Below are 18303 nucleotides of genomic sequence, written 5' to 3'. Positions count from 1 at the left end.
TTATTCCTTCGCTTTGTATCGCGGATTCGCGAGATCGATCTTTGGATTGAGAAATTCGGTGACCACCGGATCGGTCGACTTGCGGAAGCCCTCGGGCGTATCCACCAGATGGATTCTTCCATCCTGCATTAGGGCGACCCGGTCGGCGACGGTCAGGGAAAGGTCGCGGTCATGGGAGACGACGACCGAAGTGATGTGGGTCTGTTCGCGCAGGCAGGCGATGATCTCGCTGATCGTCGCGGCCATGATCGGGTCGAGCTCGCTGGTCGGTTCGTCGTAAAGAATGAGCTGGGGCTCCATCACGAGGGCGCGGGCGATGGCGACGCGCTTGCGCATGCCGCCGCTCAGTTCGGAGGGGAATTTGCCGGCGGCTTGCTCGAGGGAGAGGATGCGCAGGGTGTCCATCACTTTTTCCCGGATGCTTTCCCGGTCGCCGATCCGGTGCTCGGTCGGGTAGAGGGCGAGGTTGTCGAAGACGCTCATCGAGTTGAAGAGCGCGCCGGCCTGGAAAACGAGGGTGGCCCGGAGGTCGGTCAGGGTGGCGGGGTCGGCCACGGATTGGCCGTCGATGGTCACGGTACCCGAGGTCGGTTGTTCGAGGCCGATCATGTGTTTGAGCAGGACGCTCTTGCCGGAACCGCTGGGTCCCATGATCACGAATACCTCGCCGGGCGCGACGGTCAGGTTGATGTCGGTCAGAACGGTGTGGTCGCCGTAGACCTTGTTCAGGCCGGAGACTTCGAGCCCGACGGCCCGGCCGGCGGGCTTGGGGTGTTTCGTGTCGGTGGCGGTCGTCATCAGAGCAGGGCGCGGGTCACGAAATAGTCCAGCACGAGGATCAGGATGAGGGAAACGACCACCGACCGGGTGACGGAGCTCCCGATCTCCCGGGGGCCGCCGCGGGTATTGAGACCGATCTGGCAGGCGACGAGGATGACGAAGAATCCGAAGATTTCCGCTTTGATCAGGCCGTCGCTGATGTCCCGGAAGCCCACGGTGGCGCGCAGGCTCTGGAAGTAGGCGTCCCAGCCGGTTCCGACCAGCGGGACGTAGACGGCGACGACGGCGCCCCCGATCCAGCCCACGACATTGCCGACAATGGTCAGGACGGGCATCATGAAGAGGACGGCGATGATCCGGGGAAGAACGAGAATCCGCTCCGGCGGGATGTTCATGGTCCGGAGGGCATCGACTTCCTGATAGACCTGCATCGAGGCGAGTTCGGCGGTCACGGCCGAGCCCACCCGCCCGGCGAGAAGGATGGAGACCATGACTGGGCCGAGTTCGCGGGCCATGGAGAGGCCGACCACGGCGCCGATGAAATCCTGGGCCCCGAAAGCCTTCAGGCTGTAGCCGGTCTGAAGGGCGAGGACGCTGCCAATGAAGAAACTCAGGATGACAACGATCGGAAGCGTGGTGTAGCCGATCAGGTAGGCCTGGTCGATGAGACGGTGGAATTGACGCGGCAGGGTCCCCAGATACCCGAGCGTCCGCACCGCGAGGATCACGGTGTCACCGATCGATTCGAGAGCTCGGGTAACCTGGTTCATGGATGGGAGGAGGCGGGCGTTGATCTTCCGATCGGAATCCAGAAAAGCCGAAACCGGCGGCGATCTTCCTGCCTCTCGTAGCCGAAGAAGCCCTTGAGCAGGGAAAAATGCGAGCCGTTTTCGTGATGTCCCCACCCGGCGAGGGGGCCGATATCGGTTTGAACCCTATCGGCTTCCCGCCGGTAGGTGATGAAATTGAAGAGCAGATTGTGCCGGGAGAAGTCATCGCCGATCTGTTCGGACCGGTAAACCGCGAAGAGCGGGCTGTAAAGCGACCGGACGGCGCGATTGAATGGAAAGAACGGTTCCAGTGGACTGAAGAGCTGGAACTGCCGGGTTCCGGCCCCGTTATCCCAGCGGCTGGCCAGCGGCCAGACATGGGTCCGGCGGGCGACCGGACCCTCCGCTTCGCCGGCACGTCTCTGGGTCAGGTTCCAGTAGAGGAGGTAAAGGAACTGGGTCTTGGTCTGGTCGAGGTTGCTTTCGGTCCAGGACTGGTGGCGGAAGAGGGGCCAGGCGACCCAGGTTTTGTCGACCCCTTTGCGGATGGAGTGGGTGTAGAAGGGCCCCCAGCGATTGACGTAAATGTGATCGCCCCGGGTTTGAACGAGGAAAGGCCAGAAATAGCGCTTGTCGACGTAGCGGGGGACGGTGCTGTAGGTGCGTCCGATGAAGGGCCAGAAATACGACCTGTTGTCATACCGGGCGGTGGTCTGGCGAAAGTAGGGAAAGTAGATCCGGGTTTCCTCGGGTTTTTCGAGCCAGAGCTTTTGATCGCGGGTGATGATGAACGGCCAGAGGATGAACTTCTCGCGGTAGTCGCCTTCCTTGTGGCGGGAACCGGCGAGGGGCCAGAGCTCGAAGCCGTGATTGTCGTCTCCGTAGACCGTCTTGATGAAAGGCCAGGGGGTGGTCAGAGTGGTGACGAGGCCCTTCTCAAAACGACCGTAGAGGGGAAAGAGGAACCAGCTGAATTTCCCCTGCGCAAATCGTCGCTTCACATCCCCGGCGATCGGAAAGATACCGAAATAGGAGCTCTCCGGATTCGGGGTCTTCTTGTAGAAGATGAAAGGGAAGAGATTGAATTCGGAAATACCGGGTTCCTGGTCTGATTTGTAATTGAGCAGGTAGAAGAGGTTCCAGTTGAAGTAGTCCTCCTCGATCCGGTAATTGAAAACCGGATAAAGGACGTGGCCCCGGACATGGCCGGAAACCGGGTCCTGGAAACGGACATGCAGGGGGCGGATTCCACGGGTATCGATGCCGCCCACTTTTTCATGGAAAACCAGCGGTCCGGCTGCGTTCCAGCCGGAGAAATCCTGTCCGAAAGCCGGGGCGGTGCCGTCTTTTCCCTCGCCCACAAAGATCGGCCAGATGTTGACCACCTGGGCGCGACCCAAGGAAGCCAGGCAGGCGAGGCCCAGCAGGACGGCGGCGATGCGGAGCCGGTCCGAAAGCTGACGCTGAGAAGTGGAAATGGGCCTTGGCAAGAGTCGTTCGGGTGGGCGGAATCGAATTCATCTCGATATCCTCCCTCTCTTCCCTTAGGCCTGCCTGCCAGAGTGGTCAAAGAAAGAGATGAAATTGTAAGCGGCATTATCCGGCCGGAATCAGGGTTGAGTCCATGCGGGTGACGGGAGGAGGAGCCCGGGGGATTCCGTTGAGGGTTCCGGCCCGCGGGGCGATCCGTCCCGCCATGGACAGCCTGCGGGAGCGGGTCTTTTCCAGTCTCGGTCCGGTGATTGTGGGTGCCCGGGTGCTCGATCTTTTCGCCGGGACCGGGTCCTACGGCCTGGAGGCGCTCAGCCGGGGGGCGGATTCGGCCGTTTTTGTTGAGCGGGACCGGGGCGCGCTTGGCTGCCTGAAGGAGAATCTGGCGGCGGTGGAAAAGAGTCTGGGACGACCTTCCGGAAGCGGAACGATCGTCCCTTCCGATGTCCTCAAGTGGCGGCCGGGTCCGGACGGGTTTTTTGACATCATTTTCGCGGATCCTCCGTTCACGGAAATGGATCGGGTGCTCGGACCGCTCTTCGGGCTGCTTGGCGAAAAAGGGATTGCCCGGGAGCACAGTCTCCTGGTTTTGGAAGTTCCGGGACAGCGCGAGCCCGGCGGAAAGGGCTGGCAGTTGGAAAGGCGCATCGGAAAAGGCCGCGACCAGCCGACCTGTTGTCTGTTCCGGAGGGTGGGTTGACGGGTGGTCGGGGCATAGCGAGGCAGGAACCCTGCAGTTGAACCGGCTGCTCCACGGCGCGTCAGGGACGCGGCGTTCTGCCATTGACGAATTGGGCTTGCTTCGACAAAGCCGGGGAGGGCCAGGCCGACCCTGGCCTGCCGCTCGAAGCACTTCATGACTTCGATCTACAGTCCCAGCCGCGCTCTGAGGATGGCCAGACCCGCCACGACGGCGGTCTCGGTACGCAGGACCCGTTCGCCGAGGTGGACGAGCTGAAAACCGGCGCTGACAAGGGCCTGGCGTTCGGCTCGGACCCATCCGCGTTCGGACCCGACGGCGAGAACCGTCTGGCCGCCATTGAGCGGTGCATCGAAAAGAGGTCCGGCCGCTTCATAGTTGTCGAGAGCGAGGCGGGTGGGGGCATCGTCGAGTGCCGCCAGCACCTCCTCGAGCGGGCGCCCGTGGGTCAGGCCAGGGAGCCGGGTGGTGAAAGCCTGTTCGGCGCCGGTGATGAGATGGCGGCGGTATTCGCCCGAGGTCCAGAGGGTGCTCCGGGCATAGCCGGGGTCAGCCCGGGCGGTCAGATGGAAATGGATTGTCCGGACCCCCATTGAAGTCGCCTCCTGGAGGATTTTCCGGGCGGTTTGGGGCCGGGGCAGGCCGACGAGGAGCGTGATCGGCTCGGAATCTGCGGGGGCCGCCGCCGGTGTGAACTCCAATTCGAGACCTGCATCGGAACGCGTGTGGAAGCAGGCTTTTCCCCTGGGACCATTGATCAATCCGGCGTCGAACGGCTCCCCGGGGGCTCTTCGGAGGACCTTGATGACGTGAATCGCCCGCGGGTCCTTCAGGGGCAGGGGGTGTCCGAGTTCTTCGGGCTCAAAGAGGATGAGGTTCATGCAGGGAGGGGGAGGATCACTCGAAACTGGTGCATCCAGAGAGATTCGAACTCTCACGAGGGCTTTGGAAGAGCCCTATGCTGCCATTACATCATGGATGCCTGAATATTGATCCTGAACTCACTGTTTCCTGCCGATCCGTGGAGAAATGCGGGTCTCAGAGACCCGAGTGACTCGACGAAACGACTGGCGCGAGAACCCCAAGGGGGACTGGCGAATCCTACCGTATCTGCTCTCGAGAGGTCAACTTGTCCCGGTGAAGGGGTTTTCCCCCGAAAGCAGGGCGGTCGGACTAAAGAAGCGGACTACATCTCCGATGGAGATCCCGTCAAGCATTAGTTCTCGTTCGGAACCTTCGGGATGACGCCGCCACTGCGTCCCGGATCGGTTCCCGGGGCGGGATCTTCAGTCAAACCAGCTCAGATCTCATGGCCTTTCTCTCGACTTCATCCAACGTTCTTACCGCCTCATCCTCCTCCGGCAAGAGTGCAGGCCGCAGTTCCAGCCGCACGCCGCAGGCGCTGGCCAAGCAGAAGGCTGTTCAGAAGCGCTCCAAGACCTACAAGCTCAAGCTGCAGGATCTGGCGGTCTTCACCCAGCAGCTCGCCTCGATGCTCGAGGCCGGTCTGCCCTTGGTGAACGCTTTGGAAGCGTTGCAGGAACAGACGGAAAACCCGGTCTTTCAGGTCATCATCCGCGACGTCCGCAACGATATCGCAGCGGGCAATTCGTTTTCGGACTCGGTGAGGAAGTATCCGAATTGTTTCCCGCCGCTCTTCATCTCGATGATCGAGGCGGGTGAGGCCAGCGGCGGTCTGGCTGAGATTCTCGGCAAGGTTGCCGTATACTTCGAATCGACGGTCAAACTGGTCAAGAAGGTCAAATCGGCCATGACCTACCCGATTGCCGTCATCGGTCTGGCCATCATTCTGGTCAACGTCCTGCTGATTTTCGTCATCCCGGTCTTTGCGGAGATGTTCCAGGATTTCGGAGCCAAGCTGCCGACGCCGACCCAGGCCCTGATCGACCTGAGCGACTGGTTGAAGGGCAATTTCTTCTATCTGGCGGCGGTCTGTTTTGTGGCCTACAAGCTTTGGTTGCGCTTCATCAAAACGCCGAAAGGCCGCACGGTGAAGGACCGGATGCTGCTGCGGGTGCCCATTTTCGGCAATCTCCTGCTCAAGATCGCCCTGTCCCGATTCTGCCGCACCTACGCCACCCTCATGCGCAGTGGCGTGCCCATCCTGCGCACCCTGGAAATCGTGGCCTCGAGCAGCAACAAGGTGCAGATCGAAGTGGCCTGCGGCGAGATATCCAAGCATATCAGTGCCGGCGGTCAGGTCTCGGAAATCCTGGCTACCAACACCTTCTTCCCGCCGATGATGAAGCACATGGTCAAGGCGGGAGAGGCGACCGGCAATGTGGACGGAATGATGGAGAAGATCGCCGATTTTTATGACACGGAATCCGAAACCATCATTGCCTCACTCACTTCGCTGATCGAGCCGATGCTCATTGTCTTCCTCGGCGTGGTTGTCGGCGGCATCGTCATGGCGATGTTCCTGCCCATTTTCCAGTTGTCCTCGGTCGCCGGCGGTCTCTGAGCGGCGGAACGGTCCGGTCGCCTGAATCATCGTCCCGCTGGAAAGAGCCGACAGAATCTCACCGATGCCTTCGATCCTGATAGTTGATGATCTCGTCTCAATCCACGAGATGCTGGAGGCGGTCATCGAGCCGACCGGCTTTTCGACCGCCTTCGCCACGGACGGGGAGAAGGGCCTGGCCCGCTACAAGGCGGAGAAGTTCGATCTGGTCCTGGCGGACATCGACATGAAGCCGATGGACGGGATCACCCTCCTGCGCAACCTCAAGATCTATGATCCGACCGCGGTTGTCACGATCATGACGGCCTACGCGAGCACGGACAGCGCCATCCAGGCGCTGAAGTACGGCGCCTTTGATTACCTGCAGAAGCCGTTCAAGGTGGACGAATTGATCAAGACGTTGAAACGGGCGCTGGAGTTCCGGGAGGCCACCCGCAGCCGCGCTTCGGGCGCGATCCAGTCGGCTGCCGGCGACGAAATCGAGAGTCGCATCGTCGGCCGCAGTCCGGCCATTCGGCGTCTGGTGCAACAGATTCGAAAGCTGGTGGACAGCCGGACCCCGCTTCTTCTGCAGGGAGAAATCGGTTGTGGCAAGGGAACCATCGCGGAGGTCATCCACGCTGCACGCCATCCCGATGAAGCACCGCTCGTGCGCATCGATTGCTCCCTGAGTTCGGATGAAGGCTTCCGCGCCGGGTTGCTCGGCGAGAATGGCTGCGGAGGTTCGTGGATCGGGGAAGCCAGCGGCGGCACCCTCTATCTGGAGAATCTGCAATCCCTGCCGGAAGCTTTTCAGACCGAACTGGTCAGCGTCCTGCGTGGACGGTCGGCGGAGTTCAGTCTCATCTGTTCCTCGACAGTCGACCTGGAACAGCTCGTGGACGAGGGGCGTTTCAATGATGAGTTGTTCTTTCGGGTGGCGGCTCTCCCGCTGATTGTACCGCCTCTGCGGGATCGGACCGAGGATATTCCTCTCCTGATCAAGGCCCTCCTCGCCCAGTGCGCCAATCCGCTCTTCGAGGGCAACCAGATCGAGTTCACCAAGGATGCCCTGCATACGATGACCTCGTATTACTGGCCAGGCAACCTGGCCGAGTTCAACCAGGTCGTTTCCAAGGTCGTCGCCGCTTCGGAATCCCGTCTGATCTCGTCGCGTCAACTGCCCCAGCGCCTGCGCGACCTCTCGGACTGGCCGTCCCTTGACGACTACGTGAGCGGGCAGGAGCGCGAATACATCAGCATGGTCCTCCATACCTGCCGCAACGACGTTGAGCAGGCGGCGCAGATCCTCAAATGCGATCCATCCCGGATCGGCGCCCCGGCCGCGGCCCCCGCGGCGGGTTGATGGGCAGGACAGGAAACCCGACGGACTGAAGTCGGGTTTTTCCGGAACGGCCGCTCGCAAACGCGCGGTTCATCCAGATAGCGCTTGCCCCACCGGGCGCCTGTGCAAGAAAGTTGGCGCCCGCGTACCCATGCCCAAACGTAAGGACATCAAAACCATCCTGATCGTCGGTTCAGGCCCCATTGTGATCGGTCAGGCCTGCGAATTCGACTACAGCGGCACCCAGGCCTGCAAGTCCCTCCGCGAGGAGGGTTTCCGGGTGGTTCTGGTCAACAGCAACCCGGCGACCATCATGACCGATCCCGAGTTTGCCGACGTGACCTATATCGAGCCACTGACGGTGGACATGCTCGAGCAGATCATCGCGGCGGAACGGCCCGAGGCCCTCCTGCCGACTCTGGGCGGACAGACGGCCCTGAACCTCTCCCTGGAACTCTCCGATGCCGGAATCCTGGAGAAGTACGGGGTCGAGATGATCGGGGCAAAGAAGGAGGCGATCCGCAAGGGGGAGGACCGTGAGCTGTTCAAGCAGGCCATGGCGAAGATCGGGCTGGATACCCCGAAGTCCCGCACCGTGCGCAAGATGGATGCGGCTCGCGAGGCTGCCGATGAGATCGGGTTCTATCCCTTGATCATCCGCCCCAGTTTCACCCTTGGAGGCCAGGGCGGCGGCATCGCCTACAATCGCGAGGAGTTCGAGCAGATCGTGGAGAACGGACTCGACGTCTCCCCTGTCCATGAGGTCCTCATCGAGGAGTGCCTGATCGGCTGGAAGGAATACGAGATGGAAGTGATGCGCGATCACAAGGATCAATGCGTCGTCATCTGTTCGATTGAGAATTTTGACCCGATGGGCGTGCACACCGGAGATTCGATCACGGTGGCCCCGGCCCTGACCCTGACAGACAAGGAATACCAGGCGATGCGTGACGCCTCCTTTGCCGTCATTCGTGAAATTGGAGTCGAGACGGGCGGCAGCAATATCCAGTTTGCGGTGGATCCCCAGACCGGCCGGATGGTCGTCATTGAGATGAATCCGCGGGTTTCCCGCAGTTCGGCCCTGGCGTCGAAGGCGACCGGATTCCCCATCGCCAAGATCGCCGCCAAGCTGGCGGTCGGCTACACTCTCGACGAAATCCAGAACGACATCACCCGCGAAACCCCGGCCAGCTTCGAGCCGACGATTGATTATGTGGTGACGAAAATCCCACGGTTCACCTTCGAGAAATTCCCGGGTGCCGACACCACGCTGACGTCGTCGATGAAATCGGTGGGCGAGGCGATGGCCATCGGGAGGACCTTCAAGGAATCCCTGCAGAAGGCACTCCGGTCGCTTGAGATCGGTGCCCGTGGTTTGGGAGGAGGCGGCCGTCTGGGCGGACTCGAGATCACCGATTCCAACGTGATCCGGGCCAGACTGGGCAAGCCCAATGCCGACCGGATCTTCTATATCCGCCTCGCTTTCAAGGCGGGATTCAGTGACGCGGAGATCTTCGACCTGACCTTCATCGACCCATGGTTCCTGGCCCAGCTCAGGCAGATCCACGAGATGGAAGACATTCTGGCGTCTCATACGCTGGAGACGGTGCCTCGCGATCTCGTCCTGGAGGCCAAGGAGCAGGGCTTCAGCGACGCCCAGCTGGCGGTCCTCTTCAAGACGGATTATGAGACGATGCATGCATGGCGGGAAGCCCATGGTCCCAGGACCACCTTCCGTCTCGTCGACACTTGTGCGGCCGAATTCGAGGCCTTCACCCCCTATTACTATTCCTCCTACGGCGATGAGGACGAGGTCATTTCCTCGGATCGACGGAAGGTGATGATTCTGGGGGGCGGCCCCAACCGGATCGGCCAGGGCATCGAGTTTGACTACTGCTGCGTCCATGCGTCCTTCGCCCTCGACGAGATGGGAATTGAGACGGTCATGGTGAATTCCAACCCCGAGACGGTCTCGACCGACTACGACACCTCCGACCGGCTCTATTTCGAACCGCTCACCCTGGAGGACGTTCTTCAGATCTACCGTCGGGAAAACTGCTGGGGAGCCATCGTGCAGTTCGGGGGTCAGACGCCGCTCAATCTGGCGACTGCCCTCATGGCCCATGGAGTCAACATCATCGGGACAAGCCCGGAGAGCATCGATGCGGCGGAGGATCGGAGGATCTTCTCGGCCATCCTGCAGAAGATCGGTCTGAAGCAGCCAGACAATCGCACGGCCATGACCGAGGAGGAAGCCCTTGAGTTCGCCAATGAGATCGGATTTCCGGTACTGCTGCGTCCGTCCTTCGTCCTGGGTGGACGCGGGATGTTCATCGTTTACGAGCCGGACGAGTTCAAGCGGGTCGTCCGGGAGGCCTTCGAGGTTTCCCCGAACAAGCCTGTTCTGATCGACAAGTTCCTGGAGGATGCGATCGAGCTGGATGTTGACTGTATCTCGGACGGCACGACTACCGTGGTGGGCGGCATGCTCGAGCACATCGAGTTCGCCGGCGTCCATAGCGGAGACGCCGCCATGGTCATGCCGCCGCACACCCTGGAGAAACCGATCCTCGAGCGGGTCCGTACCGCCAGCTACGCGCTGGCCCGCGAGCTCAACGTGATCGGTCTGATGAATGTCCAGTTTGCGATCAAGGACAACGAGCTCTATGTCCTCGAGGTCAATCCTCGGGCCTCGCGGACCGTGCCTTTTGTCAGCAAGGCCATCGGGGTTCCCCTGGCCAAGCTGGCGGCCAAGGTAATGGCCGGAGAGACCCTGGAGAATCTGGGTTTCACCCGCGAACTGACCCCGAAGCATTGGTGTGTGAAGGAGGCGGTGTTCCCGTTTGTGCGTTTTCCGGGAGCCCCCATCCTGCTCAGTCCGGAAATGCGCAGCACGGGCGAGGTCATGGGTATGGACGAGGATCTGGGGATCGCCTTCGCCAAGACCCAGATGGCGGCCAAGCCGGCCCTGCCGACCAAGGGCAATGTCTTCCTGAGCGTGAAAGACGCGGACAAGGACCGGGCAGTGAATCTGGCCCGTCGGCTGGAGGCCTTGGGATTTGATGTCTACTCGACCAGTGGAACCGCCCGGACCCTGAAGGACAACGGGGTGGCGGTTCACCCCTTGCACAAGTTGACCGAGGGCCGTCCGAATGTCGTCGACATGATCAAGAACGGTCAGATCCATCTGATCATCAATACCCCCTCCGGAATGTATCCGCGTCGGGATGAGAATGTCATCCGGTCGGTCGCCTGTGCCCACAATGTCTGCATCATGACGACAATAACAGGGGCCCAGGCTGCCCTCAACGGGATCGAAGCGATGAAGGAGAAGCGTATCACGGTGCGCTCCCTCCAGTCTTACGCGGGAAACGTTGTTTGAACGGCATGTCGACTTGTGACAAAACGCTGATCGCCCTGCTCTTTGGTCCCGACCAGGCCGGGATCGTTGCCCGGGTGGCCGGGTGGATCTTTGAGCATGGGGGCAATATCATCCACGCGGACCAGCATCGGGACCAGGAAGCCGGGGTGTTTTTCCAGCGTATCGAATGGTCGTTTGCCGGCGATGTCAGGTCCGATGAAGCGGCTTTCTCGGCCTTTGCCCGGGGGCTGGGGATGGAAGTCCGGGTCGCCAATGCCGAGTGCCGGAGTCGGGTCGCCCTCATGGTGTCCCGTTTCGATCATTGTTTTCACGACCTGGTCCTGCGCTGGAAAGCCGGTGAATTCCCGGCGGAGATCGTGGCGGTTCTCTCCAACCATGAAGCGCTTCGCGGGGCGGCCGAAGGCTACGGATTGCCCTTCCACCTCGTTCCGGTCGAGAAAGGACGGAAAGCGGAGGCAGAGGCACGTCAACTCGCCCTGCTCCACGATCTGAAGGTGGATCTGGTCGTCCTGGCCCGCTACATGCAGGTCCTGTCGGCTGACTTTCTGGAACGGGTTGGATGCCCGGTCATCAATATCCACCACTCCTTTCTTCCGGCCTTTGCCGGCGGCCGACCCTACCATCAGGCCTACAATCGGGGGGTCAAACTGATCGGTGCCACCGCCCACTACGTGACTCCGGTCCTGGACGACGGGCCAATCATCGTCCAGGACGTGGCCAGGGTCACCCACCGCCATGGGGTCAACGATCTCATCCGAAATGGACGGGACCTGGAAAAGCTGGTCCTGGCTGCCGCGCTCCGGTCTCATCTCGAGCACCGGATCCTCGTCTACAACAACAAGACGGTGGTCTTTGACTGATCGGTCCGGAGTGAGGCATCCGGAATCTCGCTCTTTTCGCTTTAAACTTTCCCGGGGCGCGCTACAAAGAACGGTTTTTCTTTCGCCAGCGTCCGATTGGCGGAAATCCCAGACAACAACCGATTCCCATGGCTGAGAAACCACCCGCAAGAGGCAAGAATACCGCCGACGACCGCAACCTCATCGATGCCGAGGCCAGCGAAAGCGGTCTCGATTTCGAGACATGGGTGATCAATTTCTGGCAGGCCAACCGTCGAACGATCCTGACTGCCATCATTCTGGCCCTGGTCATCGTGGTCGGCCTGCAGCTCTATCGGATCATTTCCGCCCATCAGGAATCCTCGACCCGCGAAGCCTATGCGGAGGCGACCACGGACGAGGCGAAGAAGGCCTTCGCCGAATCGCATCGGGGCCATCCTCTGGCGGGCGCGGCGCTCCTGAGCCTGGCTGATTCCGCTTACGCACGTGGCGATTACAATGAGGCGGCCGGACTTTATGAGGAGGCGGCCAGTGATCTGGAGCTGCCTGTCCTGGCCTTTCGGGCCGGCCTGGGTCAGGGCGTTTCCCTCATCCAGTTTGGATTGCAGTCGAAGGGTGAGCCCATCCTCCTTGGGTTGGCCGAAAATACCTCAGCACCGGAAGCAATCCGTTCGGAAGCCTGGTATCATCTCGCTTCCCTCGCCATCGCAGCCGGCGAGAATGAGAAGGCCCGCGGATACCTCGATTCGATTGAGGAGCTCTCGCCCGTCGGTATCTGGGCCAGCCGCGCGACCGCGCTTCGCAATACGTTGCCGGCCCCGGTGGCCGAGTAGCCGGGCGAATCTCCTCAGGTCGGGCGATAGAGCGGCAGATAGCGTTCCTCAAGGTAGCAAAGGAGCGGCTTGGGACTGATCTCGTGGCCGGTAACCCGGCGGACCAACTCGTCGGTTCCGAAGCGCTGTCCCTGCCGGTGGATGCGCTCCCTCAGCCAGTTGAGGAGGGCACTGAAGTCGCCTTGCTCGAACCCGGAATCCAAGTCGGGCAACTCACTCCGGACGGTTTCCCAGAGCTGGGCGGCGATCATGTTGCCCAGGCAATAGCTCGGGAAATACCCGAAATCGCCTCCGGACCAGTGAACATCCTGAAGAACCCCCTCCGCATCGTTGGCCGGACGGAGTCCGAGAATCTCGCTCGAAAGGCTGTTCCAGGCCTCGGGAAGATCCCGGACTTCGAGATCCCCGTCAAAAAGGCGCTTTTCGAGCTCGAACCGCAGCATGATATGCAGGTTGTAGGTGACTTCGTCGGATTCGGTTCGGATCGGATGGATCCTGACCGCGTTGGCCGCAAGGAGAAGCTGTCCGGAGCTGATCCGGTCCGTGCTCAACCCGAAGATCTCGCGAAATCTCGGTTCGAAGAAACGCCAGAAGGCTTTTCCTCGCCCGACCTGGTTTTCCCAGAGTCGACTCTGGCTCTCGTGGATGGCCATGCCGACCGCCGTCCCAAGGGCGGTCCCCAGGTGCTGAATCGGCAAGCCCTGCTCATAGAGGGCGTGCCCGGTCTCGTGGATGGAGCTGAAGAGCGCCTCCAGAGGTTCACCGGCGACGAACCGGGTGGTCATCCGGGTATCGGCGGCGTCGCCGCCGCAGAATGGATGTGACGAGGTGTCGATTCTGCCCCGGTGGTAGTCGAAACCGATCCGCCCGGTCACTTCGCGGAGGAACAACCGCTGACCTTCCACGCTCAGCCCTTCCAGGGCGGACGCGTCCGCCTTGACCGGGGAAGCCAGGATCTCTTCAACCAGTGGCAGCAGACCGGTGCGCAATTCCCTGAACAGCGGGTCGATCCGGGATGCGGTCATCCCGGGATCATGGGAGTCGATGTGAAAATCGTAGGCGGCAGACCCCTCGAATCCATGATAGCCGGCCTCTTCCTTGGCCAGGGCCAATTGCTGTTCGAGAAACGGACGGTAGGCCGGGAAATCGGATCGTCGCTTCGCGAGCTCCCACGCGTGGAAAGCCTCGGTGTCGAGAACCGCCTTCCGGGCCACGAACTCCGCCGGAAGTCGGGCGATGCGGTCGAATTGGCGGCGGGCTTCCCGGACGACGGCCTGTTCACCCTCATCAAGAGATCCCGCGGAACCGGACTCGAGCTGAGCCAGCCAATCGCCAATGACGGGATCGGCGGCCTCGCGATGATGGAGTTCGGCCAGGAGAGCCATCTGGGCGCCGCGCCGATCCGAACTGGCCGGCGGCAGATTGACCTGTTCATCCCAGGACATCGTCGAGACGACCGATTCCAGGCAGTTGATCCGTTGCAGCTTGCTGACCAGTTGATTGTAGGTCGGTGCTTTCATGATTCAGGATTTCCAGCGGACATCCGACACCGTCATTCCGGAGGAGTCGAGCACTGAGAGCCCGCATGGACGGTTGATTTTCAGCTAGACACCCGCGGAACCGTCTGTGTTATCGCTCGCTTGATGGGCGGTCGGGATCGGGCATCAGGGTTGCTGATGACGACGGGACCACTCATTGGAAATCTCAAATTGCTATGAACCAGAACACCACGAAATCCCTGACCGTCGCAGCTGCGCTGCTATCGGTGACCGGCCTTTTCCTCGCGCAGGCGGGGGCCGATACCCTGACCCTGTCCGACGGATCCATCCTGAACGGCCAGATCGTTCGGATCGAAGGAGGAGAAATCACCCTGAGCACCGCCTATGCGGGCGAACTCAAGGTCAAACAGGCCCAGGTGACGGAGATCGTCACAACCGAGCCCGTTTACGTGCAGACGGGACCGTCAACCGTCTTCGGGACCGTGACGACGTCGATCGACGGACTCAAGGTTGCGGCTGACGGAGCCGACCTGACCACCACCGTTCCCGGGGTCGAGGCCGTCTGGCGCACCGGTGACCAAAGCCCGCAGGAAAAGGCAATGGCCCGGAACTGGTCCTACAGCGCCGCGCTCGGCATGTCCGGGAAGTCGGGCAACAACGATCGTTTTGCCGTCCTTGCCAACTTCAACGCCACCCTGAAGGGTCCCGATGACAAGCTGACCTTCTACGGCAGCTACGACTATTCGAAAGAAAACGACAACCTGACCGCCGACGAGCTCAAGGGCGGGGTGGACTACTCCCGCAGCCTCTCCAAGACCCTGAACTGGTATGTCCGCACCGAACTGGAATCGGACGACGCAGAAAACCTCGATCTTCGCTCAACCACGGCTGGTGGTGCCGGCTATGTCTGGAAGGATACCGAGGCATGGCGCTTGGAACTGCGCGGTGGTCTGGCTTACCGGTATGAATCCTTCAAGGACGGAACGACCAACGATGTCCCGGGTCTCGATTTCGTATTCCTGAACACCTACACCTTCACCGGGGTCGGGAAGATCAAGACCGTCATCACCTGGAATCCGGCGTTCGAGGATTTCGGCAACTACCGGTTTTTCCATGAGTCCGTCTATGAAATGCCCATCGGAACCGGCAACAAGTGGAGGATCCAGGTCGGCCTGGCCAACGACTACACCAGTCGGCCCAACGGCGATCTCAAGAAGATGGATACGACTTACTTCACCCGCTTCGTTCTGGAGTGGAATTGACCGGCAGTTTGATCATCGACTGCTTCTTCAAGGCCCGGCCCCTTCGGCCGGGCTTTTTTGTGACCCCCGGAGCCGGCGCGGTCCCCGTGGGTTTGCTCCCGGTCTTCAGACTGTCTCCGAGCAGCGCGACCACCTCACGGTAGGTTTCGAGCCCCGCCTGACCTCCGGCGGACAGACCGTAGAGGCCGCGATCCAGGCGTTCGAACCAACCGTAGACGTTCCGACTGAGAATGGCGAGGGTGCGGGAACCGCCGCCCTGACCGCGGATGTCGCGTGGACGGGAGGGTCCGTTCTCGCGCAGGAGGAGGGCGATCTTCAGGGCGTTTTCGCGATAGGCGGTCAGGAGCGGGATCCCCCGGGTTCCGCCCTGATTGCCATCGATGCTTCGGGCGGCCTGCTCCCGGACCAGGGCCAGTCGCTTCTTCGTGTTCTTCCGGGGCGGCGTCGGGATCGGATGGAAGGCCACCTGCACCGGGACGGCGGAGTCGAGGTTGATCAGGATCAGGCCCAACTCGAGCCGCTTGATCACGGGGTAGACGGCGCGGTGTCTTCTGCGCAGGAGGTCAGTCACGGGCGCAGGAACCGCGAGGTAGACACTGTCCGCCATCTTCTGCCGATGGAGACCCTGGGTCAGAAGATCGAGAGTGAGGGCACGCTTGAGCTCGATGACGACGAGGAGGCCGTCGCGGGTGGCGGTCACATCGCAGCCGCCAACCTCGGCCCGCACCCGGTAGCCCTGAGATGTGAGAAAATCCCGGAGCGGCGGGTAGAGATCGCTTTCCTTGAAGAGGGCCCGGCCGGACATGAGGAGTGGGTCCGGTCAATACCCCCGATGGCGGTCGACCTGGTTGCGCAGGGACTTCCCGGAGATGAAGCGCTCGAGATTCTCGAGGAACAGCTCCATCGCCCGTTCGTCATACCGGGGTGAGGAGCCCGCGTAGTGACGGGTGATGATGACATTCTCCATCGTCCAGAGGGGGGAGGCGGCGGGGAGGGGCTCCTCGGTGAAGACATCAAGCCCGGCTCCGCCAAGGTGACCCGACCGGAGGGCCTCGATCAGGGCAGGTTCGTCCACCGTCTTTCCGCGTCCGATATTGATGAAGAAGGCTCCCGGTTTGAGGCGGGCGATGGCGGCCGAGTCGATGAGGTTTCGGGTCCCGGCGGTCAGGGGCAGGGCGTTGACCAGGTAGTCGGCCTGCGGGAGCAGCTCATCCAACTGGGAAACGGGGTGGACGGGAAATCGGGGTTCGGCATCTTTGACCGGGTCCCGCCGGACTCCGATCACCTTCATGCCGAAGGCGAGGCAGAGCTCGGCTGTCCGGCAACCGATCGCTCCCGCGCCGAGGATGAGGACGGTGCGGTCGTGCAGCTCCGAGATCTGCGCCCAGGGATCATCGTCCCAGACTCCGCGGACCTGGGCGCGCATGGCCCGGGGCAGACCGCGCGCGAAGGCGGTCATGTAGCCGAGAATCTGTTCCCCCATCGGAATGGCATGGATGCCCGAGGTCGTGGTGATGGTATAGTCGGCCGCCATGACCGACGGGTTCGTGACCAGATTGTTGACCCCGGCCGACCAGACCTGGACCCAGCGGAGAGCCGGGAGGCGGGCCAGGTGGTTGGGGCCGAGGAATCCGGCCAGGATTTCGATTCGGTCGAAGTCGTCGGCCAGCGGGTCAAGGTCCGGGGTGATCCGGACCGGTCGCGGTCCGGCCAGCGCGTGCAGTCGGTCCACCTGGGCGGGAATCAGGTGGCCGGGTTCTTTTAACAGGACGATCATGGCTTTGACAATTCGTCCGATCATTCGCAGACTCGGCCTCCTGTCGAGAATTCGAGCAGGAGAGGAACGAGATCATGAAGCAACTCTATCGCAATTTCGGCCGGACCGGGGTCAAGGTCAGTCCCCTCTGCCTCGGGTGCATGATGTTCGGGTGGAGAACCGGGCCGGAGGAATCCCGGGCCATCATCGACCGGGCGATCGATTCGGGTATTAATTTTTTGGATACAGCAAACGTCTACAGCCGAGGGCGCAGTGAGGAGCTGACCGGGGAGGCCCTCAAGCGCAACGGCAAGCGCGACCGGATTTTCCTGGCCACCAAGGTACACGGGAGAATGTCGGACGAGGATCCGAACATGGAGGGCAATTCCCGGCGGCACATCATCGCGGAATGCGAGGCCAGCCTTCGACGTCTCCAGACCGACCATATCGACCTTTACCAGATCCACCGTCCCCAATCGGACATCCCGATCGATGAGACCCTCCGGGCCCTCGACGACCTGATCCGGGCGGGAAAGGTCCGCTATGTCGGAACCAGCACCTACGCGGCCTGGCAGGTGGTCGAGTCGTTGTGGATCTCCAAGGAACTCGGCCTGAACCGCTTTGTCTGCGAGCAGACACCCTACAATCTGCTCGATCGCCGGGTGGAACGGGAATTGATCCCCATGGCCGAGACATTTGGCCTGGCCATCATTCCCTGGAGTCCTTTGGCCGGGGGGTTGCTGACCGACAAGTACCAGGCGGGTCAACCCCTGCCGGAGGGCAGCCGTTTTGGGGGTAAGGACCAGACCGAACCGATGAAGAAGCGGCTGAACGAGGCCTATTGGGAGGTGATCGGTGATCTTCAATCCCTTTCCGCGGAAAAAGGCGTGCCGCTCTCTCAATTGGCCCTGGCCTGGGTGGGTCAGCAGCGGGGGGTGACTTCGCCGATCATCGGCCCGAGAACGGTGGGGCAGCTCGAGGACAACCTGAAGGCCCTCGACGTTGAGATCACTGGAGAGGATCGGGCGCGTCTCGACGCCATCTGCCAGCCTGGACGGGTCCGATCTCCTTTCTACGAGGCCGATTTCGGTCCGCACCAATACAGGTAACAGGCCGCAGTTTCCGATTTGTAGGAGAGGCTTTACGCCTCGATGTCCGGTCGCTCAACCGTCGAATCGAGGC

15 protein-coding genes and 1 tRNA gene are annotated in these 18303 nt (G+C 61.5%); 8 read left to right on the top strand and 8 right to left on the bottom strand.

Features of this window, described 5'->3' with window-relative positions:
* Genes R3F07_00900 through R3F07_00890 form a run of 3 tightly spaced genes read right to left on the bottom strand, consistent with a single transcriptional unit; the run spans nucleotide 1 to nucleotide 3040 of the window.
* A complete protein-coding gene (locus R3F07_00900; GenBank protein MEZ5274918.1) occupies nucleotides 1–798 on the bottom strand; it encodes an ATP-binding cassette domain-containing protein in 798 nt (265 codons plus the stop codon).
* Nucleotides 798–1550 carry an ABC transporter permease gene (locus R3F07_00895; GenBank protein ID MEZ5274917.1) on the bottom strand — a complete coding sequence of 251 codons (753 nt, stop codon included), beginning with the start codon at nucleotides 1548–1550 and terminating at the stop codon, nucleotides 798–800. Before R3F07_00895 ends, R3F07_00900 begins: the two co-directional genes overlap by 1 nt.
* Nucleotides 1547–3040 (bottom strand): hypothetical protein, encoded by a 1494-nt coding sequence (locus R3F07_00890; GenBank protein ID MEZ5274916.1) that lies wholly within the window; start codon nucleotides 3038–3040, stop codon nucleotides 1547–1549. The genes R3F07_00895 and R3F07_00890 overlap by 4 nt, the downstream gene beginning before the upstream one ends.
* A gap of 134 nt (nucleotides 3041–3174) precedes the next feature.
* Between R3F07_00890 and R3F07_00885 the strand changes: the two genes are divergently transcribed.
* Nucleotides 3175–3741, top strand: coding sequence for an RsmD family RNA methyltransferase (locus tag R3F07_00885; GenBank protein MEZ5274915.1), 567 nt, complete (start codon nucleotides 3175–3177; stop codon nucleotides 3739–3741).
* Nucleotides 3742–3908: 167 nt separating this feature from the next.
* Here R3F07_00885 and R3F07_00880 read toward each other — a convergent pair whose 3' ends face one another.
* Both R3F07_00880 and R3F07_00875 read right to left on the bottom strand, forming a co-directional pair.
* Complete coding sequence (locus R3F07_00880) at nucleotides 3909–4622, bottom strand: RsmE family RNA methyltransferase (GenBank protein MEZ5274914.1); 714 nt, start codon at nucleotides 4620–4622, stop codon at nucleotides 3909–3911.
* 27 nt (nucleotides 4623–4649) lie between these two features.
* A tRNA-Gly gene (locus tag R3F07_00875) sits at nucleotides 4650–4723 on the bottom strand.
* Nucleotides 4724–5050: 327 nt separating this feature from the next.
* Between R3F07_00875 and R3F07_00870 the strand changes: the two genes are divergently transcribed.
* From R3F07_00870 to R3F07_00850, 5 genes are all read left to right on the top strand, one after another.
* Nucleotides 5051–6226, top strand: a complete 1176-nt coding sequence (locus R3F07_00870; GenBank protein ID MEZ5274913.1) for a type II secretion system F family protein — start codon at nucleotides 5051–5053, stop codon at nucleotides 6224–6226.
* Nucleotides 6227–6290: 64 nt separating this feature from the next.
* Entirely contained in the window at nucleotides 6291–7571 is a 1281-nt protein-coding gene (locus R3F07_00865) for a response regulator (protein MEZ5274912.1), read from the top strand.
* A 130-nt stretch (nucleotides 7572–7701) separates the two neighbouring features.
* Nucleotides 7702–10932 carry a carbamoyl-phosphate synthase large subunit gene (gene carB / locus R3F07_00860; GenBank protein ID MEZ5274911.1) on the top strand — a complete coding sequence of 1077 codons (3231 nt, stop codon included), beginning with the start codon at nucleotides 7702–7704 and terminating at the stop codon, nucleotides 10930–10932.
* Between the two features lie 5 nt (nucleotides 10933–10937).
* Entirely contained in the window at nucleotides 10938–11792 is an 855-nt protein-coding gene (purU, locus tag R3F07_00855) for a formyltetrahydrofolate deformylase (protein ID MEZ5274910.1), read from the top strand.
* Nucleotides 11793–11920: 128 nt separating this feature from the next.
* Nucleotides 11921–12604 (top strand): tetratricopeptide repeat protein, encoded by a 684-nt coding sequence (locus R3F07_00850; GenBank protein MEZ5274909.1) that lies wholly within the window; start codon nucleotides 11921–11923, stop codon nucleotides 12602–12604.
* A gap of 14 nt (nucleotides 12605–12618) precedes the next feature.
* Here the strand turns inward: R3F07_00850 and R3F07_00845 are convergent, their stop codons facing one another.
* The gene (locus R3F07_00845) at nucleotides 12619–14124 is read right to left on the bottom strand and encodes a carboxypeptidase M32 (GenBank protein ID MEZ5274908.1); all 1506 of its coding nucleotides are present in this window, start codon (nucleotides 14122–14124) and stop codon (nucleotides 12619–12621) included.
* Nucleotides 14125–14318: 194 nt separating this feature from the next.
* On the opposite strand from R3F07_00845, the gene R3F07_00840 reads away from it, so the two are divergent.
* Entirely contained in the window at nucleotides 14319–15365 is a 1047-nt protein-coding gene (locus R3F07_00840; GenBank protein MEZ5274907.1) for a DUF481 domain-containing protein, read from the top strand.
* On the opposite strand, the gene R3F07_00835 is transcribed toward R3F07_00840, so the two are convergent.
* Complete coding sequence (locus R3F07_00835) at nucleotides 15337–16170, bottom strand: DUF2161 family putative PD-(D/E)XK-type phosphodiesterase (protein MEZ5274906.1); 834 nt, start codon at nucleotides 16168–16170, stop codon at nucleotides 15337–15339. The two genes, R3F07_00840 and R3F07_00835, sit on opposite strands and share 29 nt — an antisense overlap.
* A gap of 15 nt (nucleotides 16171–16185) precedes the next feature.
* A complete protein-coding gene (locus R3F07_00830; GenBank protein ID MEZ5274905.1) occupies nucleotides 16186–17166 on the bottom strand; it encodes a D-2-hydroxyacid dehydrogenase in 981 nt (326 codons plus the stop codon).
* 50 nt (nucleotides 17167–17216) lie between these two features.
* On the opposite strand from R3F07_00830, the gene R3F07_00825 reads away from it, so the two are divergent.
* The gene (locus R3F07_00825; protein ID MEZ5274904.1) at nucleotides 17217–18230 is read left to right on the top strand and encodes an aldo/keto reductase; all 1014 of its coding nucleotides are present in this window, start codon (nucleotides 17217–17219) and stop codon (nucleotides 18228–18230) included.
* Nucleotides 18231–18303 lie beyond the last annotated feature (73 nt).

The organism is Opitutaceae bacterium (assembly GCA_041395105.1).
Taxonomy (GTDB): Bacteria; Verrucomicrobiota; Verrucomicrobiia; order Opitutales; family Opitutaceae; genus B12-G4.
Note: the sequence above shows the minus strand (reverse complement) of the source record. Positions and strands in the feature narration are given on the sequence as shown.